The following is a 24,041-nucleotide window of genomic DNA, read 5'->3' as shown; positions in this document are numbered from 1 at the left end:
CATGCGCGGGCGGTTAGGCGAGCGGGCGTCCGGGGGCAAGTCGTCTCAGCCCGTGCGCGCCCAGAGGACGAACCAGTCGGCCTCTTCCCCGTCGAAGCCGCGGTCCCGCCCCGCCGCGCGATCGACCACCGTGAACCCTGCCGCCTCGAGCAGCCCCGCCATCTCTGCCTCAGTGTAATAGGTATAGAGCCGCCCCAGGCTGTCGCGCTTCTCGCCCTCACCGGTTTTCAGCCCGACATGCAGAAGGCCCCCCGGCACCAGCGCATCCGACAGGCGCGCGAGGTGGCGGGGCATCTCCCCGCGCGGTGCGTGGAGGAGCGAGAAGTTGGCCCAGACGCCGTGATAGGCGCGCGCGGTGTCGACCTCCTCGAACGTGCCGAGCCGCGCGGCGACGCCGTGGCGCTCGCGGGCCAGCGCCACCATGCCGGCGGAGGCGTCGAGCGCATCGACCTCGAGCCCGGCCCCGGCCATCGCCGCGGCGGCCGCGCCGGGCCCGCAGCCGAGATCGAGGGCCCGCCCGCCCCCTGGCAGTGCGGCGATGAAGGCGGAGAGCCGGGCCGACGGCTCCGGCGCCCCGGCACGGTCGGCATACTCCGCTGCGCGCCCGTCGTAGATCGCGAGCGTCTCGCGGTCGCCGCTCATCCGAAGGCCACCGCGGCGAGGCAGAGGCACACCACCGCCGTGAGAGGGATGCGCAGCGCCATCCACCACGCGGGCGCGAGGCCGTTCCGCCAGAAGAACCAGTCGATCATGAGAACGCCGATGAAGCCCGCGATCAGGTAGATCGCCGCCGAGACCGGCCCGCCCCCCACGAAGAAGAAGGCCCAGAGCGCCGGGATCACCGACAGGCCGAAGCCCAGCGCCTGCACCTCGCCCTCGGCCCGTGCGGCGAAGCCCCAGATCACGCCCGACATGAAGGCGAGGATCACCTGCCCGTAATTCAGCAGCACGAAGGGTGCCACGTAGCGCCCGCCGAGATTGCGCTGTCCGAACCCGTAGAGCAGGTCGACATGGATGGTCGCCACGCCCCACAGGAAGGGCAGCAGCCCGGCGAGGCCGAGCCAGAGGGCGGAGCGGGGGACGTCGGAGACCTTCAGCATGGCCCGCGTTCTAGCGCCTCCCGCGCCGAGGGGAAGGGGCGCCGCGCCCCGCGGTCGCCTGCATCCGCAGGTTGCCCCGGTCTCGCCCGCCCTGCAGGGCAGGGGTGGCCCGCCGAACGCCGTCACGCCGGGTCGCAGGCGCCGAGGAGGTGCACGCGCGTTCCGGTGAGGGCGAGATCCCCGCTGCCCCCCGTTCGCCCGGACCGTGCGAAGGCGCACGGTGACGACGGGCGCGGGCACGCCGCGCGTGCGCGCGGCGCCGGCCCAACGGAGCGAGATGCCAAACGGCATCGAGTGGAGGCGGGAGCGCCCCGGATGCCGGGGGGCGGGGCGGCGTAAGGGGGGCGGCGAAACGGGGCGGCGCTTGGGTGCGGCCGCCGGGGCCGGTCAGGCGATCACGGGGTCGCGCAACACGCGCGGCACCTTGAACTCCACGTTCTCCTGCGCCGTCTCGACCATCTCGACCGTCACCTCGTAGCGCTCGCGGAAGGCGTCGATCACCTCGTTCACGAGCACCTCTGGTGCCGAGGCGCCCGCGGTGATGCCCACCGAGGCGATCCCCTCGAGCGCGCGCCAGTCGATGTCGGACGCCCGTTGCACGAGCTGGGCGTAGCGGCAGCCGGCCTTCGCGCCCACCTCCACCAGCCGCTTCGAGTTCGACGAGTTGGGCGCGCCCACGACAAGCATCGCGTCGATCTTCGGGGCCATCGCCTTGACCGCCTCCTGCCGGTTGGTGGTGGCGTAGCAGATGTCTTCCTTGTGGGGGCCGACGATGTCGGGAAAGCGGGCCGAGAGCGCCTCGACCACCTCGCCCGTGTCGTCGATCGACAGCGTCGTCTGCGTGACGAAGGCGAGCCGCGCGGGGTCGCGAACCTGAAGCGTCGCCACGTCCTCGGGGGTCTCGACCAGCAGCACCTCGCCCTCGGGCAGCTGGCCCATCGTGCCGACCGTCTCGGGGTGGCCGGCATGGCCGATCATCACGATCTGGAGGCCGTTCTCGTGGTGCCGCGCGGCCTCGATATGCACCTTCGACACCAGCGGGCACGTCGCATCGACATAGATCATCTCGCGCCGCGCGGCCTCGGCCGGCACCGCCTTGGGCACCCCGTGGGCAGAGAAGATCACCGGCCGGTCGGGCGGGCATTCGTCGAGCTCTTCCACGAAGACCGCGCCCTGGTCGCGCAGGCCGTCGACCACGAAGCGGTTATGCACGATCTCGTGCCGGACATAGACCGGCGCGCCCCACTTCTCGAGCGCCATCTCCACGATCTTGATCGCGCGGTCGACGCCGGCGCAGAAGCCGCGCGGCGCAGCGAGGTAGAGGGCGAGGGGCGGCTTTGACATGCGGCGAACTCCTTTGTGGGCAAGGTAGAGAAGGCGCGCGGGCGCGTCCACCCGGGCGGGCTGCGTCGGAGCGGCGCTGCGGCCCGCTCACGCGAGCGTGACTCCATCCGCCGTCGGTCAGGCGTATCAAGCGATACTGCGGAAGGAGCCGTCATGCGCAGGATCGCCACCATCGCCACCATCGCCGTCGTCGCGGTCGCCGGGGTTGCCGGCCTCGCCGCCTGGGCGGTGAGCGACGGGCAGGAGAGCCGTCTCGGCCAGCTCATTCCCTACGAGGATGCGCAGGCCGTCGCCCTGGGCGAGACGATCTATGCCGACCACTGCGCGGCCTGCCACGGCGCCGACCTCGAGGGGCAGGTGCCCGACTGGCGCAGCCGGGATGCGGCCGGCCTGCTGCCGGCCCCCCCGCATGACGAGACGGGCCACACCTGGCACCACGCCGACGCGCTGCTGATCGACATCACCAAGCGCGGGACAGAGGCGGTGGTGGGCCGCGGCTACCGTTCGAACATGATGGGCTTCGCCGACGTGCTGACCGAGAGCGAGATCCTCGCCGCGCTCGCCTTCATCAAGAGCACCTGGCCCGACGAGGTGATCGAGATCCACAACAGGATCAATGCCGATTCGGTAACATTCTCGAACTAGTCGGGCGGGCGCTCGGCGGGCGCCGCCTCGGGCGCCGCATGCCCTCCGGGCGCGACGGGCGCCCCCTCGGGCCCGGGCAGCACCCCGGAGAGCAGGCCCGCGAGGATCAGGTAGCGCCCCGTCTTGGCGACGCTCACCAGGGCGAGGAACAGCCACCACGGCGTGCGCATGACGCCCGCGGCGACGGTCAGCGCATCGGCGAAGGGCGCCCATGAGAGCAGAAGCGACCAGACACCCCACCTTGCATACCAGCGCTGCGCCCGGTCGAGCTGGGCAGGGGTGGCGGGAAACCACCGCCGGTCGCGGAAGCGCTCGGCCCAGAGACCCATCAGGTAGTTGACGACCGAGCCCAGCGTATTGCCCACGCTCGCCACGACCACGACCAGCCAGAGCGCGATCGCCCCCTCGGCCTGCACCGCGCCGAACACGATCTCCGACTGGAACGGCAGGATGGTCGCCGCGCCGAAGGCGGCGGCGAAGAGCACGATCAGGTCGGCGGCGGCACTTCCGGTCGTCACGGAGCGGCAGCTAGCGCAGGCGGCCGCTGCGTCAGGTCACGACGTTTCCTGCTCTTTCTCGTCCACGCGGTCCGAGACCTCAGCGCGGTGCTCGCGCGGCTCCCGGTGTTCGCGCGGGGGGCGGCCGATCACCTCGCGCAGGTCGTCGAGCTCGATGAAGTTGTCGGCCTGCCGGCGAAGCTCGTCGGCGATCATCGGCGGCTGGCTGCGAATGGTCGAGCAGATCGACACGCGCACGCCCTGGCGCTGCAGGCTCTCCACCAGCGGCTTGAAATCGCCATCGCCCGAGAAAAGCACGATGTGATCGAGGCGGGGGGCGAGTTCCATGGCGTCGACGGCCAGCTCGATGTCCATGTTGCCCTTCACCTTCCGCCGCCCCTGGCTGTCGGTGTATTCCTTCGCGGGCTTCGTCACCATGGCGAAGCCGTTGTAGTGCAGCCAGTCGACCAGCGGCCGGATCGGCGAGTATTCCTCGCTCTCCAGCAGGGCGGTGTAATAGAAGGCGCGCAGGAGCTTGCCTCGCCGCATGAACTCCTGCCTCAAGAGCTTGTAGTCGATGTCGAATCCCAGGGCCTTGGCGGCAGCGTAGAGGTTCGACCCGTCAATGAAGAGCGCGAGACGCTCGTCGCGGTAAAACATGGAAAACCCCTTTCCTTGAGTCGCGGCGGGCCCCATTTGTGCGAAATGAGTGGTGGCGGGGGCAGGGGCCTCGCGACATGCCAAAGGATGGGGCGCCGTGCGGGAAACTGCAAGTTGTCATGACGCCGTTACAGAGGCCGAGACCTCGGCTCATGTCGCTCTCGGCGCGAATCTGCCGCTCGCGGGCGGCGAACCGGCAGACACGGTGGCCGAGGCGATCACCGCCCTGACGGCGCTGCCCGCACGGGTCGTGGCGGCGAGTCATGTCTATGCCACGCCCTGCGTGCCCGCCGGCGCCGGCCCTGATTATGCCAATGCCGTGGTTCGGCTCGCCACTCCGCTCTCGGCCCGCGCGCTCATGGCGGAACTTCACGCTCTCGAGGGCCGCTACGAGCGTCAGCGGAGCGCGCGCTGGGGCGCGCGGACCCTCGATCTCGACCTGCTCGACCACGGCGGCGCTGTAGCGCCCGACCGCTCGGTCTGGGCCTTCTGGGCCGGGCTGCCGGCGGAAGAGCAGCGGATCCGCACGCCCGACCGGCTTATCCTGCCCCATCCGCGCCTGCAGGCGCGTGCCTTCGTGCTGGTGCCGCTGGCCGAGATTTCGCCCGGCTGGCGCCACCCGGTGACGGGCCAGACGGCCGCGGCGCTGCGTGACGCCTTGCCGGAGGCCGAGCGCGCCGCGATCCGCCCGCTTGCCTCGCCGCGCGCCCTTGCAAAGCAGGGGGCGGCGCGCTAGGTCACCGTTTCCGCACCTCCGGAGGATTCTATGGCCCGCGTCACCGTCGAAGATTGCGTCGACAAGGTTCCCAACCGGTTCGAGCTCGTGATGCTCGCCGCCCACCGCGCCCGCGAGATCAGCTCGGGCAGCCCGATCACCGTCGACCGCGACAATGACAAGAACCCCGTCGTCGCCCTGCGCGAGATAGCCGAAGAGACGCAGCAGGCCGACACGATGCGCGAGCGCATGATCGAAAGCCTGCAGACCCAGATCGAGGTCGACGAGCCGGAGGAAGACTCGATGGCGCTGCTCATGGGGTCCGAGAGCGCCGACAAGCCGGACGACGACGACATGTCGGAAGAGATGCTCCTGAGGCAACTCATGGAAGCGCAGGAGCCGAAGTAACGCCCTACTCGGCCGAAATCCGCGCCCCCGAGGCGGCGACAACGACGCATCTGTCTGCCGACGATCTTGCCGCGCGCATCGCCGCCTACAACCCGCGCAGCGACGGCGACCTCATTCGCCGGGCCTATGCCTACGGCGACAGGATGCACGAGGGCCAGACCCGCCACTCCGGCGAGCCCTATTTCACGCACCCGGTCGCCGTGGCCGCGATCCTTGCAGACATGCGGCTCGACGACGACACCATCGTCACCGCCCTCCTGCACGACACGGTCGAGGACACGCGCGCCCGCTACACCGACATCGCCCGCGAGTTCGGCGACGAGATCGCGCGGCTGGTCGACGGGGTGACCAAGCTCACCAATCTTCAGCTGACCTCGTCCGAGAGCAAGCAGGCCGAGAACTTCCGCAAGCTCTTCATGGCCATGTCCGAGGATCTTCGCGTGATCCTGGTCAAGCTGGCCGACCGGCTGCACAACATGCGCACGATCCGCTGGCAGCGGCCCGAGAAGCAGAAGCAGAAGAGCCGCGAGACGATGGACATCTACGCGCCCCTCGCCGGCCGGATGGGCATGCAGTGGATGCGCGACGAGCTCGAGGATCTCGCCTTCCAGGTGCTCAACCCCGACGGGCGTCGCTCGATCATCCGCCGCTTCGTCACGCTCCAGCGCGAAACGGGCGACGTGATCGAGAAGATCACCAACGACATCCGCCACGAACTCGCCAAGGTGGGGATCGAGGCCGAGGTGTTCGGCCGCGCCAAGAAGCCCTACTCGATCTGGCGCAAGATGCAGGAAAAGCAGCTCAGCTTCTCCCGCCTGTCCGACATCTACGGCTTCCGCGTCATCACGGGCACCGAGCAGGAATGCTACGGCGTGCTCGGTGCCATCCATCAGCGCTGGAAGGCCGTGCCGGGCCGGTTCAAGGACTATATCAGCCAGCCCAAATCGAACGGCTACCGTTCGATCCATACAACCGTCTCGGGCCGCGACGGCAAGCGGGTGGAGGTGCAGATCCGCACCCGCGAGATGCACGAGGTGGCCGAGGCGGGCGTCGCCGCCCACTGGTCGTATCGAGACGGGGTGCGCGCCGAGAATCGCTTCGCCGTCGACCCGGCCCAGTGGATCAGCCAGCTCAAGGAGCGGTTCGTCGAGGCAGAGGGCGAGGAGTTTCTCGAGCACGTCAAGCTCGAGATGTATTCCGACCAGGTGTTCTGCTTCACGCCCAAGGGCGACGTGGTGAAACTGCCCAAGGGGGCCACCCCGCTCGACTACGCCTACGGCATCCACACCCGGATCGGCGATTCCTGCGTCGGCGCCAAGGTCGACGGGGTGCGCGTGCCGCTCTGGACCCGGCTGAAAAACGGGCAGTCGGTGGAGATCATCACCGCCGAGGGGCAAAGGCCCCAGTCGACCTGGCTCGAGATCGTGGTGACGGGCCGCGCAAAGGCCGCGATCCGCAGGTCGCTGCGCGAGGAAAACCGCGAGCGCTACATCAAGCTCGGTCGCGAGCTTGCCCGCGTCGCCTTCGAGCATGTCGGCAAGAAGGCGACCGACAAGGCGCTGGCGACGGCCGCCAGGCAGCTCGGCCTGCCCCACGCCGGGGAGTTGCTCGCCCGCCTCGGCTCCGCCGAGATGAGCGCGCGCGACGTGGTCGACACGCTCTACCCCGACCTCTCCCGAAAGGGGGAAGAGGTCGCGCCCTCGCGCGCCGTGCTCGGCCTCGCGCCCGAGCAGCACCCCCGTCGCGGCACCTGCTGCCAGCCGCTGCCGGGCGAGCGGATCGTGGGCATCACCTATCGCGGGCAGGGCGTTGTCGTGCATGCCATCGACTGCCCCCAGCTCGTCGCCGTCGAGGATCAGCCCGACCGCTGGATCGACCTGCACTGGCATTCGGGCCTGCATCCGGCCGTCTACACCGTGTCGCTGGGCATCGTGCTGTCGAACGACGCCGGCGTCCTGGGGCGCATCTGCACCTTGATCGGCGAGCAGAAAGCCAACATCTCCGATCTCGAGTTCGTCGACAGGAAGCCGGATTTTTACCGACTTCGTGTGGATGTTGAGTTGCGGGATGTGGAGCATCTGCACATGGTCATGACGGCCCTTGAAGCCGACAACGACGTGGCCGAGCTGGCGCGCCTGCGCCGATCGGGGCCAGAGGCCGCGCCTCGCGAGGACGCCGGCACGGCGCCCGCTGGCGGCGTCTCGGGTGTCGGTCCTGTCGCGGCGGCTCCGGTGATGCCGGGCTGAAGGGGGCGCGTGTGGTCTTCAAGCGGCGCAAGAGGCGAAGCTGGGCGCGAGCCACGGTAGAGACGTTCTGGCCGCGCGGCGGCTGGGGCCGCGCGGCACAATATGTCAAGCACCGGCTGCGGCGACTGCCCGACAGCCCTCAGCGGATCGGCCGCGGCATCTGGTCGGGCGTGTTCATCTCGTTCACGCCGCTCTACGGGCTGCACTTTCTCGTCTCGGCCAGCCTCGCCTGGCTGATCCGGGGGAACGTGGTGGCGGCGCTGCTGGCCACCTTCTTCGGTAACCCGATCACCTTTCCGGTCATCGCCGCCGTCAGCCTGCGGCTCGGCAACTGGATGCTCTACGGCGAGTTCTCGGCGGCGGGCGAAGGGCGGCTGGGCGAGAAGTTTTCGGGCGCCTTCGAGGATCTGTGGCACAACGCCAAGGCGCTCTTCACCCCCGAGGTGGCGCATTGGGGCGGGTTGGCCGATTTCTACCGGGACGTGTTCCTGCCTTACACGGTGGGGGGGCTCATCCCCGGCCTGATCACGGCCACAATCATCTATTCGCTGTCGCTGCCCGTCATCACCGCATACCAGAACCGCCGCCGCGGCCGCATCCAGGCCAAGCTGGCCGAGATCGGTCAGGCGCGCGCGGCCGCCCAGGCACAGAAGGCACAGGCCAAGGCCCGCCCCGACAGCGCCGGCTGACCGGCCGCGCGTCCGTCGAGGTTGCGCCCCACCGACGCAGCCGCGCGGGAGAAATCCGTTGGAAACGGATTTGCAAATCCCTTTCTCAAGGGATTTGCTCCCCTCCGAGGAGGATGGAGGATGCTGGAGAACAAGGTGGCCCTCGTCACCGGCGGCGGGTCGGGCTTCGGCGCGGGGATCGCACGCGCCTTCGCTGGGGCCGGCGCCCGCGTCGCGGTGGCCGATATCCGCGCCGGCGCGGCGCGGGAGGTGGCGGGCGAGATCGGCGGCGTCGGGCTCGAGGCCGACGTCTCGCAGGGCGCGTCTGTCGACGCGATGCTGCGCGCCGCCGAGGAGGCGCTCGGCGCGCTCGACATCCTCGTGAACAATGCCGGTATCACCCACGCGCCCGCCCCGCTCGAGGACGTGAGCGAGGACGAGTTCGACCGTGTCTTCGCCGTCAACGCCAAGTCGGTCTACCTGACCGCCCGTGCCGTCGTCCCGGCGATGAAGGCGCGGGGCCGGGGCGCGATCCTCAACGTCGCGTCCACGGCCGGCCTCTCCCCCCGGCCGCGACTCAACTGGTACAACGCGTCGAAGGGCTGGATGATCACTGCGACCAAGGCGATGGCGGTGGAACTTGCCCCGGCGGGAATTCGCGTCAACGCCCTCGCTCCCGTCGCGGGAGAGACGCCGCTGCTGGCCTCCTTTCTCGGCAAGGACACGCCGGAGATGCGGGCGAAGTTCCTGGCGACCATCCCGATGGGACGCTTCTCCACCCCGCAGGACATGGGGTCGGCGGCAACCTTCCTGTGCTCGGACGGCGCGTCGATGATCACCGGGACGGTGCTCGAGGTCGACGGGGGGCGGTGCATCTGATGGCGACCGAGGCCACCCGCATCGCCGTCTATGCCGGCACGTTCGACAGTCAGCCGCTGGTTTTCGCCCATCTCGAGGATGCGATGCCGGGGCTCGATCTCGCCGAGGTCGAGGTCATCATGGGCGATCCGCGCGCCCGGCTCGCCCATCATTTCGAGACCGATCTGGCGCAGGCGCTGGAGGATGCGCTGGGCCTGCACACCACCTGCGTTCTGATCTTCCCCGAGGCGGTGCCCGAGGGGCGCCTGCTGCCCGACCGGTCCGACCGTCTGACGGGGCTCGGCGTGCATCGCGGCGTCCGCCACCGCCCCGGCCCGGGCGGGATCGTCCCCGAATGAGGACAGCATGAGGCCCGGCCCCCGCAACCTGATCACCGATGTCGCCGGCCTGCGGGTGGGCAATGCCGGGAACGACCGCATCAGGACCGGGGTGACGGTGCTCACCGCCGACAGGCCCTTCACCGGTGCCGTGCACGTCATGGGCGGCGCCCCCGGCACGCGCGAGACCGACCTGCTCGCGCCCGACCGGCTGGTGGAGAAGGTCGACGCGCTGGTCCTCGCGGGCGGCTCGGCGTTCGGGCTCGACGCGGCCGGCGGCGTGACGGCCGCCCTTCGTGCCGAGGGGCGGGGCTTTCCCGCCGGGCCGGTGCGGGTGCCGATCGTGCCGGCGGCGATCCTCTTCGATCTCGCCAATGGCGGCGACAAGGATTGGGGCGAGAGCCCCTATGCGGCGCTCGGGCGCGAGGCCTGTTCCGCGGCGGCGGACGACTTCGCGCTGGGCAGCGCCGGGGCGGGGGCGGGCTGCGTCACCGCCACGCTCAAGGGCGGTCTCGGCTCGGCCTCCGCGGTGCTGGAGAGCGGCGTCACCGTCGGCGCGCTGGCGGCCGTCAACTGCGTCGGCTCGGTCACGATCGACGAGGCGGGCCGCTTCTGGGCCGCGCCGTTCGAGTTCGGCGACGAGTTCGGCGGGATGGGCCCCGGGGCGCCGCCCGACCCGTCGCGGCGCCCCGCGATCAAGGGCTTCGACGCCGACAGCACAGGAGGCGGCGCCCGCGAGGCGACCACCCTGGCCATCGTCGCAACCGATGCCGCGCTGACCAAGGCCCAGGCCGCGCGCATGGCGGTGGCTGCCCATGACGGGCTCGCCCGCTCCATCGTGCCCGCGCACACGCCCTTCGACGGCGACCTCGTCTTCGCCGTCGCCACCGGCGCGCGCCCGCTGGCCGACCCCGTGGCAGAACCGCTGTTGATCGGGCACGCGGCCGCGTGCTGCCTCGCCCGCGCCGTCGCCCGAGGCGTTTACGCTGCCACGCCCGCGACGGGCGACACGAAGCCCACATGGTCGGAGCGCTTCGGCCCGGGCTAGGGCAGCCAGCGGCGCAGGAGGGGGCTGTCGCCGTCTTCGAGCGCCTCGATCACGTCGAAATGGTGGCGGCGGGGGGCGAGGGTCACCTCGGCCATGGGCCAGGCATCTCCCATCCAGAGCGCCTGGTCGATGAAGGCGGGGCGCTCGGCCGCGCCCACCAGCACCTCGACCGGCAGGCCCGGCGCGGGCTGGTGCAGGGGGCTCTCGGCCGCCGCCTCGGCCGCGTCGATCCGCAGGTCGGCGTTCATCGGCATCTCGATGAGGGGCGCGAGATCGCTCAGTGGCGAGATCGCCAGCACCCCCGCGATGCGCTGCGCGACATGCAGCGGCAGGCCGGCGTCGGGGCAGACCATGCGCAGCACGAGATGTCCGCCGGCCGAATGGCCTGCGAGCAGGATCGGCCCCCCCACCTCGGCCGCCATCGCGGGCACGGCGCGGGCGATCGCGCGGGTGATGTCGGCGATCCGGGCCTCGGGGCAGAGCGGGTAGGAGGGCAGGGCGCAGGCCCAGCCGCGGGCGAGCGGCCCGGCGCAGAGATGCGACCACATCGAGCGGTCGCCCATGCGCCAGAAGCCGCCATGCACGAACACGACGAGCCCCGATGGCGCCCTTGCGGGCATGAACAGGTCGAACCGCTCGCGCGCATGGGCGCCGTAGGGCAGGCTCAGCCGGGCCTCCGGGTGCCCTGCGCGGAAGGCGGCGGCCGCCGCCTCCCATCGTGCGAAATAGCCCGGCCCGTCGGGGATGAAATCCGCGTTGTCGTAGTCGGTCGGGTCGGCCATCGCCCCTCGCATGCCTGTCTGACGTCAGATAAGCAGGGTGCGAGACCGGGCGCCAGAGGGCGCGAGGCCCGCGCGCGACCCGACGCCGCCGCCCGGACCGCCAGAACCAGGGAGACACACCATGCTCGACACGTTCGACGATCTCAGGGCCCGCCTCTCCGACCCCGACCTCCTCGCCACGAAAGCCTACAGTGCCGGGAGGTGGGAGGATGCCGCCGACGGCGCGACCTTCGCCGTGACCAACCCCGCCAACGGCGCGCGCATCGCCGAGGTGGCGCACCTGTCGCGCGCCGACGTGGCCCGCGCGGTCGATGCCGCGGTCCCGGCTCAGAAGCAGTGGGCCGCACGTACCGCCAAGGAGCGCGCGACCGTGCTGCGCCGCTGGTTCGACCTGATCACCGAGGCGGCCGACGATCTTGCGGTGATCCTCACGGCCGAGCAGGGCAAGCCGCTGGCCGAGGCGAAGGGCGAGATCGCCTATGGCGCCTCGTTTGTCGAGTGGTTCGCCGAGGAGGCCAAGCGCGTCTACGGCGAGATCATCCCCGGCCACCAGCCCGACAAGCGCATTCACGTGCTGCGCCAGCCCATCGGCATCGCTGCCGCGATCACGCCGTGGAACTTCCCCAACGCGATGATCACGCGCAAGGCCGCTCCGGCGCTCGCCGCCGGCTGCGCCTTCCTCGTGCGGCCGGCCGAGCAGACGCCGCTCTCGGCGCTGGCGCTGGGCGTGCTGGCCACACGGGCGGGCATCCCCGAGGGTGTGCTGTCGATCCTGCCGTCGGACCTGTCGAACGCGCCCGGGATCGGACAGGAGTTCTGCGAGAACCCGAAGATCGCCAAGATCACCTTCACCGGCTCCACCGAGGTCGGCCGCATCCTGCTGAAGCAGTCCGCCGACACGGTGAAGAAGGCGACGATGGAGCTGGGCGGCAACGCGCCGTTCATCGTCTTCGACGATGCCGATCTCGATGCGGCCGTCGAGGGCGCGATCCTGTGCAAGCTGCGCAACGCCGGCCAGACCTGCGTCTGCGCCAACCGCATCTACGTGCAGGCCGGCATCCACGACGCCTTCGCCGAGAAGCTGGCGAAGCGCATGGAGGGCATGAAGGTCGGCGACGGGATGGCGGAGGGCACCCAGATCGGCCCGCTTATCGACGACGACGCGGTGGCCAAGGTCGAGGCGCACCTTGCCGACGCGCAGGAGAAGGGCGCGCAGGTGCTCACGGGCGGCGCGCGCCACGGCAACGGCGAGCGGTTCTTCCTGCCGACGGTGGTGGCCGGCGCGACGCAGGAGATGCGCTTCGCCACGGAAGAGACGTTCGGCCCCCTCGCGCCGCTCTTCCGCTTCGAGACCGAGGACGAGGCGGTGGCGATGGCCAATGACACGATCTTCGGCCTCGCCGCCTATTTCTATGCCACCGATCTCGGCCGTGTCACCCGCGTCTCGGAGGCGCTGGAATACGGGATCGTGGGCGTCAACACCGGCATCATCTCGACCGAGGTCGCGCCCTTCGGCGGGGTCAAGCAGTCTGGCCTCGGCCGCGAGGGCTCGCGCCACGGGATCGAGGAGTATCTCGAGATGAAATACGTCTGTCTGTCGGTCTGAGGCCGATCCGCGGGCCGGCGCCGGGCCGAACCACGAAAAGGTTAGGGCCCGGTGACCGCCGCCCTGCGAATGCTGCATGGCAGCATTTCCGTGCCGGCCATTGTGCAGGCGCAGCATTCCGTCCACCTTTCGGGGCAGGGAGACAAACGCGCGGCGCCCCGGTGCGCCGCCCGACCTCGAGAAAGGACAGGACATGGCCTTCATCAACACCGCCGGCAAGCGAGACGGCGCCCTCGCCCGCCTGCTGCACACCACTCTCGATGCGCTCCGCGAGCGCCGCGCCTACAATGCTGTCTACCGTCAGACCTGGCGCGAGCTGTCGGCGCTGAGCGAGCGCGAGCTTGCCGATCTTGGCATCGCCCGCAGCGAGATCGGCGCGCTGTCGCAGGAGGCTGCCGCGCGCGCCCTGCACCGCCGCTGAGTCTGCCCGAAACGGCCTGACCGCCCCCGTTGCCCGACCGGGCGGCGGGGGCGGTCGCGTTTCACACGCCTGTTTCAAAACCGTTACGCTTCTGTCGTGGAGCCTCGTCACATGTCGCGCGCAAATGCACGACAGGGGGACCCCATGACACGAACGCTTCTCGCCACCTCGATCCTCGCGCTGGCCGCGGGCGGGGCGCTGGCCCAGGAGACGAGCTTCAACCGCATCGCCTCGTTCCCGACCTGGATGAACATCCCCGAGGGCGAAGACCGCACCATCACCACCTCGTCGGAGATCATCGACGCCACCGAGGACGGGATGATGCTCGTCTATTCCGACAGCCCGCTCGAGGTGGTCGGCATGATCGACATCTCCGACCCCGCGAACCCGCAGCCGGGCGGCTTGATCGAACTCGATGGCGAGCCGACGGCCGTCTCGGTGCTCGGCGGCACGGTGTTCGTCGGCATCAATACCTCCGAAAGCTTCACCGAGCCCTCGGGGCACCTCGCCCACTACTTGCTCGAGACGGGCGAGCTGGCGGGCGATTGCGATCTCGGCGGTCAACCGGATTCGACCGCGGTGGCGCCCGACGGCGCGTTCGTGGTCGTTGCCGTCGAGAACGAGCGCGACGAGGATCTGGGCGACGGCCGCGTGGGGCAAGTGCCCGGCGGCCACGTCTCGATCATCCCGCTCGACGATGCAGGCATGATGCGCTGCGACGAACAGGTGCGCGCCGACATCACCGGTCTGGCCGAGGTGGCCCCCGAAGACCCCGAGCCCGAATTCGTCGACGTCTCGCCCGCGGGCGAGATCGCGGTCACGCTGCAGGAGAACAACCACATCGTGGTGCTGAACGCGGCCGGCGAGGTGCTGAGCCATTTCTCGGCCGGGGCCGTCACGCTCGAGGGCGTCGACACGCAGGAGGAGGGCGCGATCCGCTTTACCGACACGCTTGAAGACGTGCCGCGCGAGCCCGACGCGCTGCAATGGATCGACAACGACCATTTCGTGATCGCCAACGAGGGCGATATGGACGGGGGCTCGCGCGGGTTCACCGTGTTCCGCAAGGACGGCACCGTCGTCCACGAATCGGGCCTGTCCTTCGAGTACGCCGTCGCGCAGATCGGCCACTACCCGGAAGAGCGCTCGGGCAACAAGGGTGTCGAGCCCGAGGGGATGGAGTTCGGTGTCTTCGACGGAACGCCGATCCTGTTCCTGCTGTCCGAGCGGGGTTCGGTCGTGGGCGTCTATGACATGACCGACCCGGCTTCGCCCCAGCTTGCGCAGCTCCTGCCGTCGGGTATCGGGCCTGAGGGCGCGGTGGCGATCCCGTCGCGCGGCCTCCTCGCCGTGGCGAACGAGGAAGACCTGATCGAGGACGGCGGCACCCGCTCCCACGTGATGATCTTCGAGCTGGGCGAGGGCGCGCCCGCCTACCCGATGCTCACCTCCGAGGGGCTGGAGGAAGACGGCAGGCCCGTCGGCTGGGGCGCCGTCTCTGGCATGGTCGCGGGCGAGGGCGAGACGCTGTATTTCGTCAACGACAGCTTCTACGCCATGCAGCCCTCGATCTTCGAGGTGGACCTGTCGCAGCAGCCCGCCCGGATCACCGGCGTTACCCGCATCACCCGCGGCGGGGCACCCGCGCAGATGATGGACCTCGAGGGCATCACGCTCGACGGTGAGGGCAATTTCTACGTCGCCTCCGAGGGGCGGCTCGAGCGCGGCATCGGCCACGCGATCTACCACATCACGCCCGAGGGCGAGATCGCGGCCACCATCCCTTTCCCCAACGAGGTGCTGGCGGTGCAGCGCCGCTGGGCGGCCGAGGGGATCACGCGCACGGGCGACATCCTGTGGGTGGCGATCCAGCGCGAGTTCGACGACGACCCGGAGAACCACGTCAAGATCCTGTCCTACGATCTGTCGTCGGAGGAATGGGGCGTGCTGCACTATCGCAAGGCTGCGCCCGAGAGCGGCTGGATCGGCCTGTCGGAAATCGTGGCGCATGGCGACTGGGTGTATTTCATCGAGCGCGACAACCAGATCGCCGATCGCGCCGCGGTGAAGAAGATCACCCGCGTGCCCGCCGCCGCGATGCAGCCGGTGCCGGTGGGCTCTGATGACGTGCCCGTGCTCGAGCCGGAGGACGTGCGCGACCTGATCCCAGACCTGCGCCGCACGAACGGCTACGTGCAGGACAAGGTCGAGGGGTTGGCGATCTTCGCGGACGGTACGGCCTGGGTCTCGACCGACAATGACGGGGTTGACGACCACTCGGGCGAAACGCTGCTCTTCACGATCGGCACGCTCGACTGACGCTGCGGGGGGAGGCCCCGTGCATCGCCCGGGGCCTCCTGCGCACGTTCGCCGGCCACGTTCGCCTACCACGGGCGCCGGCATCCTGCGGCGCCCCTTGCTCCGCGTCGTGCTCGGGAGAACGGCCGCAGCTGCCTATGTGCCGGCCCCCGTCGGCCGGAGGGGCGGGGCATGGCCCGGCGGCCGCGACCTGGGCATGTCTGCACCGTGATGGCTGCCCGCCCCTCGCCCCGTTCCAGGGCGGTCGGCCAGGGCAAGCGCTGCTCCGGTCTAGGGCCGGCAGATGGGCGGCGAGACGCGACAGATCCGGCGGGGAGCGCAGGGAAGCGGCGGCGCCATCCTCGCCGGGCGCACCCGCCTTCCGCGGGTCGACTGAGGGGGAAGGCGGGCGGGATGGGGCACGCCGCCGGGCCGGCGGCGTGCCGGTCAGTCCTCGTTCTGCAACTGGACGTCGGCGAGGTAGGCGATGACGTTCGCCCGGTCCTCGGGATCGTCGAGACCGCGGAAGCTCATCCGGTTGCCGGGGGCGTATTCGGCCGGGTCGGTGATGTAGGCCGAGATCTCCTCCGGCGTCCAGACGCCCTCCAGCGCCTGCAGCGCGTCGGAATAGTTGAACCCTTCGATGGACGACCGGTCGCGCCCGATCACGCCGACGAGATGGGGGCCGACGCGGTTCTGCGCCTGGTCGGCCACGTGGCAGGCCGAACATTGCCGCCAGACCCGCGAGCCCGCCCGCACGTCGCCCGCTTCGACCAGTGCTGCGAGGTCGATGCTGGCCTCGGCGGGCGCCTCCGTCGATTCGGTGGCAGGGGTCGCCTCGGCAGCGGCCATTTCTTCCTCTGCGGGTGCCTCTTCGGCCGGGGCCTCGGCGGCGGCCGTTTCTTCCTCTGCGGGTGCCTCTTCGGCCGGGGCCTCGGCGGCGGCCGTTTCTTCCTCTGCGGGTGCCTCTTCGGCCGGGGCCTCGGCAGCGGCCGCTTCTTCCTCGGCGGGTGCGTCTTCGGCCGGGGCCTCGGCAGCGGCCGTTTCTTCCTCTGCGGGGGCGTCTTCGGCCGGGGCCTCGGCGGCGGCCGTTTCGTCCTCGGCGGGGGCCTCTTCGGCCGGGGCCCCGGCAGCAGCCATCTCGTCCGGCGCCTCATCGACCTGCTCGGCGGCGGGGCGCGGCGGCGGCACCGACGTCGTCTGGTAGATCGAGCCGGCCGTCGCCCACACGACGAAGATGAAGATCGCCGGCAGACCGAAGCCGAGGATCACTGCGCTAGTTCTGTCCACTCTATCCTCCTGCGGGGAGACCCGTGCCAAACCTGCCGAAACATCGGTCGCGCACGGCGCATGTCCATGCCGAAAGCGCGACAAATAGCGAGAATGCCTCGTAGCGGCCATCCGCCGCGGGGTCCAGAGGGGCGGCCCCTCTTTCCGCGACGTGGAACGGCCACCCGCCGGTGCGGCGCTCGCACGACACGGCGCGCCGCCGGGGCAGCGCGCCGCACATGGTCATCCTGTGGTCCGCCGGCCTGCGGCGGTCGGGGCGCCGGCGTTCAGACCGCGGGGCTGTGGCCCGCACGGTCGAGCTCGTAGGCATCGAAGAGCCTGGCGATCATGCGCGTCAGCGGTCGCCCCTCCTGCGGGATCTCGAGCCCGCCGGGCACCCGGTGCACGTAGGCGCCGAATTCCGCCTCCGCCTGCGCAAAGAGCCGGTCGAGCAGGGCCGGGTCTGCGCCGTAGTCGCGCTGCAACTCCACCCGATCGGTGCGGAAGCGGCACATCATCTGCTCGATCAGCCGGCCGCGCATCAGATCGTCTCGCGTGAAGGCGTGGCCGCGCTTGGTGGCGAAGCTGCCGGCCTCGACCGCCTTGGCGTAATCGCCCGTTCCGGGCCGGTTCTGCGCATAGCCCTGCGGGAAGCGCGAGATCGCCGAGGCGCCGAGCCCCACCAGCGCGACGCCGGTATCGACCGTGTAGCCCTGGAAGTTGCGGCGCAGCGTGCCGTCGCGGGCGGCGACGGCCATCGAGTCGCCCTTCCGGGCGAAATGGTCGATTCCGACCTCGTCGTAATCGTCCCACATGAAGAGCCGGCGTGCGGTGTCGAAGAGCTGCAGCCTCTCTTCCGGGGTGGGCAGCCGGTCGGAAGGGATCAGCGTCTGCCGCCGCGCCATCCACGGCACATGGGCGTAGCCATAGAGGGCCACGCGGTCGGGATCGAGCGACAGCAGCTTCTGCACCGAATCCGTGATGCGGGCCTGGCTCTGGTCGGGCAGGCCGTAGAGGATGTCGGCATTCAGGCTCTGGATGCCGCGGGCGCGGATGCCGTTCACCGCGGCCTCGGTGATCTCGAAGCTCTGCTCGCGACCGATGATCTTCTGTATCTCGGGGTCGAAATCCTGCACGCCGATCGAGGCGCGGGTCATGCCGGCCTCGGCCAGGGCGTCGAGCCGGGCGTCGTCCACTTCGGAGGGGTCGATCTCGACCGAGAACTCGCCGCCCGGGGCCATCGGCACGGCACGGAAGATCGACTCGGTCAGGCCGCGGATCATGTCCGGGTCGAGCAGGGTTGGCGTGCCGCCGCCCCAGTGCAGGTGCGACAACGTAACCCGAGGCGGCAGGCGCTCGGCCAGGAGCGCCAGCTCGCGTTTCACCACCTCGAGATAGGCAGCCACCGGCGCCCCCGAGGAGGTGCCCTGCGTGCGGCAGGCGCAGAACCAGCAAAGCCTTCTGCAGAAGGGGATATGCACGTAGAGCGAGAGCTCTGCCCCTTCGGGGATCGCCTCGGTCCACTCGCCGAACTGGGCGGGGCCGACATCCGACGAGAAGTGTGGTGCCGTCGGGTAACTCGTGTATCGAGGCACCCGCGCGTCAAAGAGGCCCAGCCGGGCGAGTTGCGAGAGGTGTGTCATGGGCATACCGTTAAGCCAGCCTGACACGGTCAGCTTTGACCAGGATCAAGAAAGCAAAGGCCCATGCCCACCACGCAGCTCGAATCCTTCCAGATGGAGTGCGCCAACTGCCCGATCCGCCATCGCGCGGTATGTGCGCGGTGCGAGTCGGACGAGTTGGCCCGCCTCGAGGAGATGAAGTTCTATCGATCCTTCCAGGCCGGCCAGACAATCGCCTGGACGGGCGACCGAATGGATTTCGTGGCCTCGGTCGTCACCGGCATCGCCACGTTGACCCAGACGCTGGAGGACGGGCGCACCCAGATGGTGGGTCTGCTGCTGCCGTCCGACTTCATGGGGCGGCCGGGGCGCGAGCGGGCGGCCTACGACGTGACGGCGACGACCGATGTCACGATGTGCTGCTTCCGCCGCAAGCCGTTCGAAGAAATGATGGAAAAGACGCCGCACGTCTCGCAGCGCCTGCTCGAGATGACGCTCGACGAGCTCGACGCGGCGCGCGAGTGGATGCTTCTGCTGGGTCGCAAGACGGCGCGCGAGAAGATCGCCTCGCTCCTGTCGATCATCGCCCGTCGCGACGCGTCGCTGAAGCTCGCCAAGACGGGCGGGCGGCTGGAATTCGACCTGCCGCTCACGCGCGAGGCGATGGCCGATTATCTGGGCCTGACGCTCGAGACGGTCAGCCGGCAGATGTCGGCGCTCAAGCGCGACGGGGTCATCGAACTGGCGTCGAAGCGGCACATCTCGGTGCCGGATTTCGACCGTCTGCTCGACGAGACGGGCGACGATACCGACGGTGGCATGCTGGCCTGATGCCTCGGCGCCATGCCGGGCGCGTTGCGGGCGGCCACGTGGCCGCCCGTCGCCGTCAATGGTGCATCAGCACGGGAATCTCGCACGATTCCAAGGTGTCGCGCGTGGCGCCCCCCAGAAGGGCCTCGCGGAAGCGCGAGTGCCCGTAGGCCCCCATCACCAGCAGGTCGGCCTGCTGGTCGTCGCAGTGCCGCGCGATCACGGCAGAGGTCTTGGGCAGGGTTTGCGCGATGACCGAGACCTCGGGCTTGGCGCCGTGGCGGGCGAGCATCTGGCTGAGTTCGCCGCCGGGGTCCGACCGGTCGGCCGAGTGCCGCGGCGGGTCCACGATCACGATGTTGGTCGACTGCGCGTCCTTCAGCAACGGCAGCGCAGCCCGGATTGCGGCCATCGCCTCCGACGACATGTTCCACGCCACCACGATCTTTTCCGGTGTCGTCACGGTCTTGCCCTCCGGGACCACGAGCACCGGAACGTGACCGGCGAACAGCGCCGCCTCCAGGGTCGCCTCGTCGGCTGCGGTCTTGCCCTCGCCGTAGGGGCGGGCGAGCACCACCAGGTCCGCGAAGCGGGAATGGCCGCCCACCAGCTGCTGGATCGTCCCGATCTGCGCGACGCCCGAGACGACCGCCCAGCGCACCGGGGCGCCCTTGAGGGCCTCGCGCACCGCATCCTCGGTCTGCTTCGCCTCGGCACGGGCGCGCTCGATCGCCTGCTGTTCGACCATCGCGTTGGCGCCGGCGTAGTAGTAGCCGGGCGCAGAGGTATCGACGCCCATTGCCAGCACTTCGAGATGCGCGTCCTGTGCCTGGGCGATAGCCACGGCGGCATCGAGCGCAGACCCTTCGACGGTCCCACCCACCACCACGGTCAGGATCGATTTGTATGCCATGTGAGGGTCCTTCCTGCGTTTTCCTCCGGCTCGCACGCTAGGGCGAGGTGTGTCAATTCGCCTTGACATGCCGCAAGAGCCGGCCCCGCTTTCGTTGACCTAGATCAAGGCAGCCGCCCGGCACGCAACCGCATACCGCGACCTGTCGAGTTGCGTGCGGGCGGGAGGAGTCCCTTCCGGTTCGAGGCGCCGAGAACAAACGAACAAGGGACACATCATGTGGGATTATGCCAAGATCGGCATATTTGGGGTGATCGCGATCTGCGCGGCGATCGCGGCAAATTATGCGCGTGACGCGGCCTACCTCGTCCATGCGCTGATCGTGATGGCGACGGCGGGCGGCCTCATGCTCTGGGCCGTGCGCACGGCCGACGAGCCCAAGGCGCCGGTCGACCAGACTGCCTATATGGACGACGTCATTCGCTACGGGGTCATCGCCACCGCCTTCTGGGGTGTGGTGGGCTTCCTTGCGGGCACCTTCATCGCCTTCCAGCTGGCGTTTCCGGCGCTCAACTTCGAGTGGGCGCAGGGCTACATGAATTTCGGCCGGCTGCGGCCGCTGCACACCTCGGCGGTGATCTTCGCCTTCGGCGGCAACGCCCTGATCGCGACGTCGTTCTACGTGGTGCAGCGCACCTCGGCGGCGCGGCTCTGGGGCGGCAACCTCGCGTGGTTCGTATTCTGGGGCTACCAGCTGACGATCGTGCTGGCGGCAACCGGCTACCTGCTGGGCGCCACGCAGTCGAAGGAATACGCCGAGTTCGAGTGGTACATCGACTGGTGGCTCGTCGTCGTCTGGGTGGCCTATCTCGCGGTGTTCCTCGGCACGATCCTGCGGCGCAAGGAAAAGCACATCTACGTCGCGAACTGGTTCTACCTGAGCTTCATCGTGACGGTGGCGATGCTGCACATCGTCAACAACCTCTCGATCCCGGTGTCGATGTTCGGCTCGAAGTCGGTGCAGGTCTTCGCCGGCGTGCAGGACGCGATGGTGCAGTGGTGGTACGGCCACAACGCCGTGGGCTTCTTCCTGACCGCGGGCTTCCTCGGCATGATGTACTACTTCATCCCGAAGCAGGCCGAGCGGCCCGTCTTCAGCTACAAGCTGTCGATCATCCACTTCTGGGCGCTGATCTTCCTCTACATCTGGGCCGGTCCGCACCACCTGCACTACACCGCGCTGCCCGACTGGGCCTCGACGCTCGGCATGGTGTTCTCGATCATGCTGTGGATGCCCTCCTGGGGCGGCATGATCAACGGCCTGATGACGCTCTCGGGCGCGTGGGACAAGCTGCGCACCGACCCGATCATCCGGATGATGGTGATCTCGGTGGGCTTCTACGGCATGTCGACGTTCGAGGGCCCGATGATGTCGATCAAGGCCGTCAACTCGCTGTCGCACTACACCGACTGGACGATCGGCCACGTGCACTCGGGCGCGCTCGGCTGGAACGGCATGATCACCTTCGGCGCGCTCTACTTCCTCGTGCCCAAGCTCTGGGGGCGCACGCAGCTCTACTCGCTGCCCGCCGTCAACTGGCACTTCTGGCTCGCCACCATCGGCATCGTGCTCTACGCCGCCTCGATGTGGGTCACCGGCATCATGGAGGGCCTCATGTGGCGCGAGGTCGACGAGAACGGCTACCTCGTCAACTCCTTCGCCGACACCGTCGCCGCCAAGTTCCCGATGTACGTGGTGCGCGGGCTCGGCGGGGTGCTCTATCTGACCGGCGCGCTCATCATGTGCTGGAACCTGTGGCTCACCGTGACGCGGGGCGAGCGCAAGCGGGCCGCCGCTTCGCCTGCCGCCGCGCCGGCCGAATGAGGGGGGTCTGACAGATGGCTCTTATCGACAAGCACAAGATCATCGAGACCAACGCCACCCTTCTGCTGGTGCTCAGCTTCCTGGTGGTGACGGTCGGCGGCATCGTCGAGATCGCGCCGCTCTTCTACATCGAGAACACCATCGAGGAGGTCGACGGGGTGCGCCCCTACTCGCCGCTCGAACTCGCCGGGCGCGACGTCTACGTCCGCGAGGGCTGCTACGTCTGCCACAGCCAGATGGTGCGGCCCATGCGCGACGAGGTGGAACGATACGGGCACTACTCATTGGCGGCGGAATCGATGTACGATCACCCGTTCCAGTGGGGGTCGAAGCGCACCGGGCCCGACCTCGCCCGCGTCGGCGGCCGCTATTCCGACCAGTGGCATGTCGATCACCTGATCAACCCGCAGGCGCTGGTGCCGGAGTCGATCATGCCGCCCTACGCCTTCCTGATGAACCGCGAGCTCGACGGGCGCTACATCACCGACCTGATGCAGACCCACCGGATGGTCGGCGTGCCCTACAGCGACGAGATGATGGAGGCCGCCCGCGCCGACTTCATGGCCCAGGCCAACCCCGAGGCCGACTGGGACGCGACCGACGCCCTCGTCGAGCGGTATCCGGGCGCGCAGACCCGCAACTTCGACGGGCAGCCGCAGGTGACCGAGATGGACGCGCTGGTGGCCTATCTCCAGGTGCTCGGCACGATGGTCGACTTCTCGACCTTCACGCCCGATCCGGCGCGGTGAGGAGGCGGTCATGACCTACGAAGCCGTGCGTGAATTCGCCGGAAGCTGGATGCTGCTGTTCATGTTCGTGTTCTTCTGCGGAGCGGTCCTCTGGGCCTTGCGCCCTGGATCGTCGAAACAACACCGCGACAGCGCCAACCTTATCTTCCGCAACGAGAAAGCCCCGGCCCCCGATGCCGAGGAGAGCCGGAAGGAGGCTCGGACATGAGCAAGAGACCCGTGAAGCAGGAGCGCAAGGAGCCGGAGACGACCGGCCACTCGTGGGACGGGATCGAGGAGTACAACAACCCCCTGCCGCGCTGGTGGCTGTGGGTGTTCTACGCCACGATCATCTGGTCGGTGGGCTACACCATCGCCTACCCGGCCTGGCCGCTCGTCTCGTCGGCGACGCAGGGCATCCTGGGGCAGCGCGCGGCGGGCGACACCCGCCTCGATGTGGCGCGCGACATCGCGCTCTTCGAGGAAGCCAACACGGAGATCCGGTCGCAGCTCGTCGAGACGCCCCTGACCGAGATCGCGGCCGACCCGGCCCTGGTCGATTACGCGCAGAACGCGGGCGCGGCCGTCTTCCGCACCTGGTGCGCCCAGTGCCATGGCGCCGGCGCGGCGGGCGTGCAGGCGGCGGGCTATCCCAACCTGCTCGACGACGCGTGGCTCTGGGGGGGCACGATCGAGGACATCCACCTCACGATCGCCCACGGTATCCGCAACGAGGAAGACCCCGACGCCCGGTGGAGTCAGATGCCGGCCTTCGGGCGCGACCAGCTGCTCACCGACGACGAGATCGCCCAGGTGGTTCAGTATGTGCGCCTGATCTCCGACCAGGAGCACGACGAGACGCTCGCGGCAGCGGGCGAGGAGGTCTACCTCATGCAGTGCGCGGCGTGCCACATGGACGACGGCACCGGCGACCCGTTCCAGGGTGCGCCGAACCTGACCGACGCGATCTGGCTCTATGGCGGCGACGTGGAGACCCTGACCGAGACGGTCTACAACTCGCGCTTCGGCGTGATGCCCTCCTGGCAGGAGCGCCTGAGCGAGGCAGAGATCCGCGCCGTTTCGGTGTACGTCCACGGTCTCGGCGGCGGCGTCGAAAGCGCCGAGACGATGCAGTAACGCGTGGCCGGACTTGGCTGGCCGTGGAGGGCTGCCCCGCATGCGGGGCAGCCCTTTTCGCTTTGGGCTGCGCATCGCGACGGGGCTGTTGATCCATATCAAG

Annotated in this window: 25 protein-coding genes; 16 read left to right on the top strand and 9 right to left on the bottom strand. The window is 69.5% G+C overall.

Features of this window, described 5'->3' with window-relative positions:
- Positions 1-45 precede the first annotated feature (45 nt).
- The 3 genes from DLJ49_RS09560 to ispH all read right to left on the bottom strand — a co-directional run bounded on the left by DLJ49_RS09560 (position 46) and on the right by ispH (position 2,444).
- Entirely contained in the window at positions 46-642 is a 597-nt protein-coding gene (locus DLJ49_RS09560) for a methyltransferase domain-containing protein (protein WP_115393308.1), read from the bottom strand.
- Complete coding sequence (locus DLJ49_RS09555; RefSeq protein WP_115393307.1) at positions 639-1,100, bottom strand: DUF3429 domain-containing protein; 462 nt, start codon at positions 1,098-1,100, stop codon at positions 639-641. The genes DLJ49_RS09560 and DLJ49_RS09555 overlap by 4 nt, the downstream gene beginning before the upstream one ends.
- 387 nt (positions 1,101-1,487) lie before the next feature.
- Positions 1,488-2,444, bottom strand: coding sequence for a 4-hydroxy-3-methylbut-2-enyl diphosphate reductase (gene ispH, locus DLJ49_RS09550; protein ID WP_115393306.1), 957 nt, complete (start codon positions 2,442-2,444; stop codon positions 1,488-1,490).
- A gap of 153 nt (positions 2,445-2,597) precedes the next feature.
- Here ispH and DLJ49_RS09545 point away from each other — a divergent pair, with 153 nt between their 5' ends.
- Positions 2,598-3,089, top strand: coding sequence for a c-type cytochrome (locus DLJ49_RS09545; RefSeq protein WP_115393305.1), 492 nt, complete (start codon positions 2,598-2,600; stop codon positions 3,087-3,089).
- Here the strand turns inward: DLJ49_RS09545 and DLJ49_RS09540 are convergent.
- Positions 3,086-3,607 carry a YqaA family protein gene (locus DLJ49_RS09540; protein WP_233488925.1) on the bottom strand — a complete coding sequence of 174 codons (522 nt, stop codon included), beginning with the start codon at positions 3,605-3,607 and terminating at the stop codon, positions 3,086-3,088. The two genes, DLJ49_RS09545 and DLJ49_RS09540, sit on opposite strands and share 4 nt — an antisense overlap.
- A gap of 36 nt (positions 3,608-3,643) precedes the next feature.
- A complete protein-coding gene (locus DLJ49_RS09535) occupies positions 3,644-4,246 on the bottom strand; it encodes a LabA-like NYN domain-containing protein (protein ID WP_115393304.1) in 603 nt (200 codons plus the stop codon).
- A 97-nt stretch (positions 4,247-4,343) separates the two neighbouring features.
- On the opposite strand from DLJ49_RS09535, the gene folK reads away from it, so the two are divergent.
- The 7 genes from folK (at position 4,344) to DLJ49_RS09500 (ending at position 10,527) form a co-directional block, all read left to right on the top strand.
- Positions 4,344-4,982 (top strand): 2-amino-4-hydroxy-6-hydroxymethyldihydropteridine diphosphokinase, encoded by a 639-nt coding sequence (gene folK, locus DLJ49_RS09530; RefSeq protein WP_115393303.1) that lies wholly within the window; start codon positions 4,344-4,346, stop codon positions 4,980-4,982.
- A 30-nt stretch (positions 4,983-5,012) separates the two neighbouring features.
- Positions 5,013-5,369 carry a DNA-directed RNA polymerase subunit omega gene (rpoZ, locus tag DLJ49_RS09525; protein ID WP_115393302.1) on the top strand — a complete coding sequence of 119 codons (357 nt, stop codon included), beginning with the start codon at positions 5,013-5,015 and terminating at the stop codon, positions 5,367-5,369.
- Positions 5,370-5,419: 50 nt separating this feature from the next.
- Entirely contained in the window at positions 5,420-7,615 is a 2,196-nt protein-coding gene (locus DLJ49_RS09520) for a RelA/SpoT family protein (protein WP_115393301.1), read from the top strand.
- 11 nt (positions 7,616-7,626) lie between these two features.
- On the top strand, positions 7,627-8,304 hold the full coding sequence (locus DLJ49_RS09515) for a DUF2062 domain-containing protein (RefSeq protein ID WP_115393300.1): 678 nt from the start codon (positions 7,627-7,629) through the stop codon (positions 8,302-8,304).
- Between the two features lie 120 nt (positions 8,305-8,424).
- A complete protein-coding gene (locus tag DLJ49_RS09510; RefSeq protein ID WP_115393299.1) occupies positions 8,425-9,162 on the top strand; it encodes a glucose 1-dehydrogenase in 738 nt (245 codons plus the stop codon).
- On the top strand, positions 9,162-9,500 hold the full coding sequence (locus DLJ49_RS09505; RefSeq protein WP_115393298.1) for a hypothetical protein: 339 nt from the start codon (positions 9,162-9,164) through the stop codon (positions 9,498-9,500). The genes DLJ49_RS09510 and DLJ49_RS09505 overlap by 1 nt, the downstream gene beginning before the upstream one ends.
- A gap of 7 nt (positions 9,501-9,507) precedes the next feature.
- The gene (locus DLJ49_RS09500) at positions 9,508-10,527 is read left to right on the top strand and encodes a P1 family peptidase (RefSeq protein ID WP_115393297.1); all 1,020 of its coding nucleotides are present in this window, start codon (positions 9,508-9,510) and stop codon (positions 10,525-10,527) included.
- Here DLJ49_RS09500 and DLJ49_RS09495 read toward each other — a convergent pair.
- A complete protein-coding gene (locus tag DLJ49_RS09495; RefSeq protein ID WP_115393296.1) occupies positions 10,524-11,309 on the bottom strand; it encodes an alpha/beta hydrolase in 786 nt (261 codons plus the stop codon). The two genes, DLJ49_RS09500 and DLJ49_RS09495, sit on opposite strands and share 4 nt — an antisense overlap.
- 121 nt (positions 11,310-11,430) lie before the next feature.
- Between DLJ49_RS09495 and DLJ49_RS09490 the strand changes: the two genes are divergently transcribed.
- From DLJ49_RS09490 to DLJ49_RS09480, 3 genes are all read left to right on the top strand, one after another.
- Positions 11,431-12,915, top strand: a complete 1,485-nt coding sequence (locus DLJ49_RS09490; RefSeq protein WP_115393295.1) for an NAD-dependent succinate-semialdehyde dehydrogenase — start codon at positions 11,431-11,433, stop codon at positions 12,913-12,915.
- A 193-nt stretch (positions 12,916-13,108) separates the two neighbouring features.
- On the top strand, positions 13,109-13,336 hold the full coding sequence (locus DLJ49_RS09485) for a DUF1127 domain-containing protein (RefSeq protein WP_115393294.1): 228 nt from the start codon (positions 13,109-13,111) through the stop codon (positions 13,334-13,336).
- Between the two features lie 144 nt (positions 13,337-13,480).
- The gene (locus DLJ49_RS09480) at positions 13,481-15,655 is read left to right on the top strand and encodes an esterase-like activity of phytase family protein (protein ID WP_199533337.1); all 2,175 of its coding nucleotides are present in this window, start codon (positions 13,481-13,483) and stop codon (positions 15,653-15,655) included.
- A gap of 426 nt (positions 15,656-16,081) precedes the next feature.
- Here the strand turns inward: DLJ49_RS09480 and DLJ49_RS22415 are convergent, their stop codons facing one another.
- Together DLJ49_RS22415 and hemN are read right to left on the bottom strand one after the other, a co-directional pair.
- Entirely contained in the window at positions 16,082-16,924 is an 843-nt protein-coding gene (locus DLJ49_RS22415) for a c-type cytochrome (RefSeq protein ID WP_233488923.1), read from the bottom strand.
- A gap of 266 nt (positions 16,925-17,190) precedes the next feature.
- Positions 17,191-18,546: an oxygen-independent coproporphyrinogen III oxidase gene (hemN, locus tag DLJ49_RS09470; RefSeq protein WP_115393361.1), complete on the bottom strand. Its 1,356-nt coding sequence runs from the start codon at positions 18,544-18,546 to the stop codon at positions 17,191-17,193.
- A 63-nt stretch (positions 18,547-18,609) separates the two neighbouring features.
- On the opposite strand from hemN, the gene fnrL reads away from it, so the two are divergent.
- Entirely contained in the window at positions 18,610-19,356 is a 747-nt protein-coding gene (gene fnrL, locus DLJ49_RS09465; protein ID WP_115393292.1) for a transcriptional regulator FnrL, read from the top strand.
- 55 nt (positions 19,357-19,411) lie between these two features.
- On the opposite strand, the gene DLJ49_RS09460 is transcribed toward fnrL, so the two are convergent.
- A complete protein-coding gene (locus DLJ49_RS09460) occupies positions 19,412-20,248 on the bottom strand; it encodes a universal stress protein (RefSeq protein ID WP_115393291.1) in 837 nt (278 codons plus the stop codon).
- Between the two features lie 217 nt (positions 20,249-20,465).
- Here DLJ49_RS09460 and ccoN point away from each other — a divergent pair, with 217 nt between their 5' ends.
- The 4 genes from ccoN to ccoP are packed head-to-tail and all read left to right on the top strand — an operon-like array spanning position 20,466 to position 23,938.
- Positions 20,466-22,073, top strand: coding sequence for a cytochrome-c oxidase, cbb3-type subunit I (ccoN, locus tag DLJ49_RS09455; RefSeq protein ID WP_115393290.1), 1,608 nt, complete (start codon positions 20,466-20,468; stop codon positions 22,071-22,073).
- A gap of 14 nt (positions 22,074-22,087) precedes the next feature.
- Positions 22,088-22,822 (top strand): cytochrome-c oxidase, cbb3-type subunit II, encoded by a 735-nt coding sequence (gene ccoO / locus DLJ49_RS09450; RefSeq protein ID WP_115393289.1) that lies wholly within the window; start codon positions 22,088-22,090, stop codon positions 22,820-22,822.
- 10 nt (positions 22,823-22,832) lie between these two features.
- Positions 22,833-23,030: a cbb3-type cytochrome c oxidase subunit 3 gene (locus DLJ49_RS09445; RefSeq protein WP_115393288.1), complete on the top strand. Its 198-nt coding sequence runs from the start codon at positions 22,833-22,835 to the stop codon at positions 23,028-23,030.
- Entirely contained in the window at positions 23,027-23,938 is a 912-nt protein-coding gene (gene ccoP, locus DLJ49_RS09440; protein WP_115393287.1) for a cytochrome-c oxidase, cbb3-type subunit III, read from the top strand. The genes DLJ49_RS09445 and ccoP overlap by 4 nt, the downstream gene beginning before the upstream one ends.
- The last annotated feature ends 103 nt before the right edge of the window (positions 23,939-24,041 follow it).

Origin of the sequence: Rhodovulum sp. 12E13, from assembly GCF_003340565.1 — a bacterium.
In the GTDB taxonomy this organism is placed as follows: Bacteria; Pseudomonadota; Alphaproteobacteria; order Rhodobacterales; family Rhodobacteraceae; genus HLUCCA09.
Note: the sequence above shows the minus strand (reverse complement) of the source record. Positions and strands in the feature narration are given on the sequence as shown.

Coding starts and splice junctions, on each gene's coding strand:
- DLJ49_RS09560 (WP_115393308.1), bottom strand. CDS start 642: ATGAGCGGCGACCGCGAGACGCTCGCGATCTACGACGGGCGCGCAGCG.
- DLJ49_RS09555 (WP_115393307.1), bottom strand. CDS start 1,100: ATGCTGAAGGTCTCCGACGTCCCCCGCTCCGCCCTCTGGCTCGGCCTC.
- ispH (WP_115393306.1), bottom strand. CDS start 2,444: ATGTCAAAGCCGCCCCTCGCCCTCTACCTCGCTGCGCCGCGCGGCTTC.
- DLJ49_RS09545 (WP_115393305.1), top strand. CDS start 2,598: ATGCGCAGGATCGCCACCATCGCCACCATCGCCGTCGTCGCGGTCGCC.
- DLJ49_RS09535 (WP_115393304.1), bottom strand. CDS start 4,246: ATGTTTTACCGCGACGAGCGTCTCGCGCTCTTCATTGACGGGTCGAAC.
- rpoZ (WP_115393302.1), top strand. CDS start 5,013: ATGGCCCGCGTCACCGTCGAAGATTGCGTCGACAAGGTTCCCAACCGG.
- DLJ49_RS09510 (WP_115393299.1), top strand. CDS start 8,425: ATGCTGGAGAACAAGGTGGCCCTCGTCACCGGCGGCGGGTCGGGCTTC.
- DLJ49_RS09505 (WP_115393298.1), top strand. CDS start 9,162: ATGGCGACCGAGGCCACCCGCATCGCCGTCTATGCCGGCACGTTCGAC.
- DLJ49_RS09500 (WP_115393297.1), top strand. CDS start 9,508: ATGAGGCCCGGCCCCCGCAACCTGATCACCGATGTCGCCGGCCTGCGG.
- DLJ49_RS09495 (WP_115393296.1), bottom strand. CDS start 11,309: ATGGCCGACCCGACCGACTACGACAACGCGGATTTCATCCCCGACGGG.
- DLJ49_RS09490 (WP_115393295.1), top strand. CDS start 11,431: ATGCTCGACACGTTCGACGATCTCAGGGCCCGCCTCTCCGACCCCGAC.
- DLJ49_RS09485 (WP_115393294.1), top strand. CDS start 13,109: ATGGCCTTCATCAACACCGCCGGCAAGCGAGACGGCGCCCTCGCCCGC.
- DLJ49_RS09480 (WP_199533337.1), top strand. CDS start 13,481: ATGACACGAACGCTTCTCGCCACCTCGATCCTCGCGCTGGCCGCGGGC.
- hemN (WP_115393361.1), bottom strand. CDS start 18,546: ATGACACACCTCTCGCAACTCGCCCGGCTGGGCCTCTTTGACGCGCGG.
- fnrL (WP_115393292.1), top strand. CDS start 18,610: ATGCCCACCACGCAGCTCGAATCCTTCCAGATGGAGTGCGCCAACTGC.
- DLJ49_RS09460 (WP_115393291.1), bottom strand. CDS start 20,248: ATGGCATACAAATCGATCCTGACCGTGGTGGTGGGTGGGACCGTCGAA.
- ccoN (WP_115393290.1), top strand. CDS start 20,466: ATGTGGGATTATGCCAAGATCGGCATATTTGGGGTGATCGCGATCTGC.
- ccoO (WP_115393289.1), top strand. CDS start 22,088: ATGGCTCTTATCGACAAGCACAAGATCATCGAGACCAACGCCACCCTT.
- DLJ49_RS09445 (WP_115393288.1), top strand. CDS start 22,833: ATGACCTACGAAGCCGTGCGTGAATTCGCCGGAAGCTGGATGCTGCTG.
- ccoP (WP_115393287.1), top strand. CDS start 23,027: ATGAGCAAGAGACCCGTGAAGCAGGAGCGCAAGGAGCCGGAGACGACC.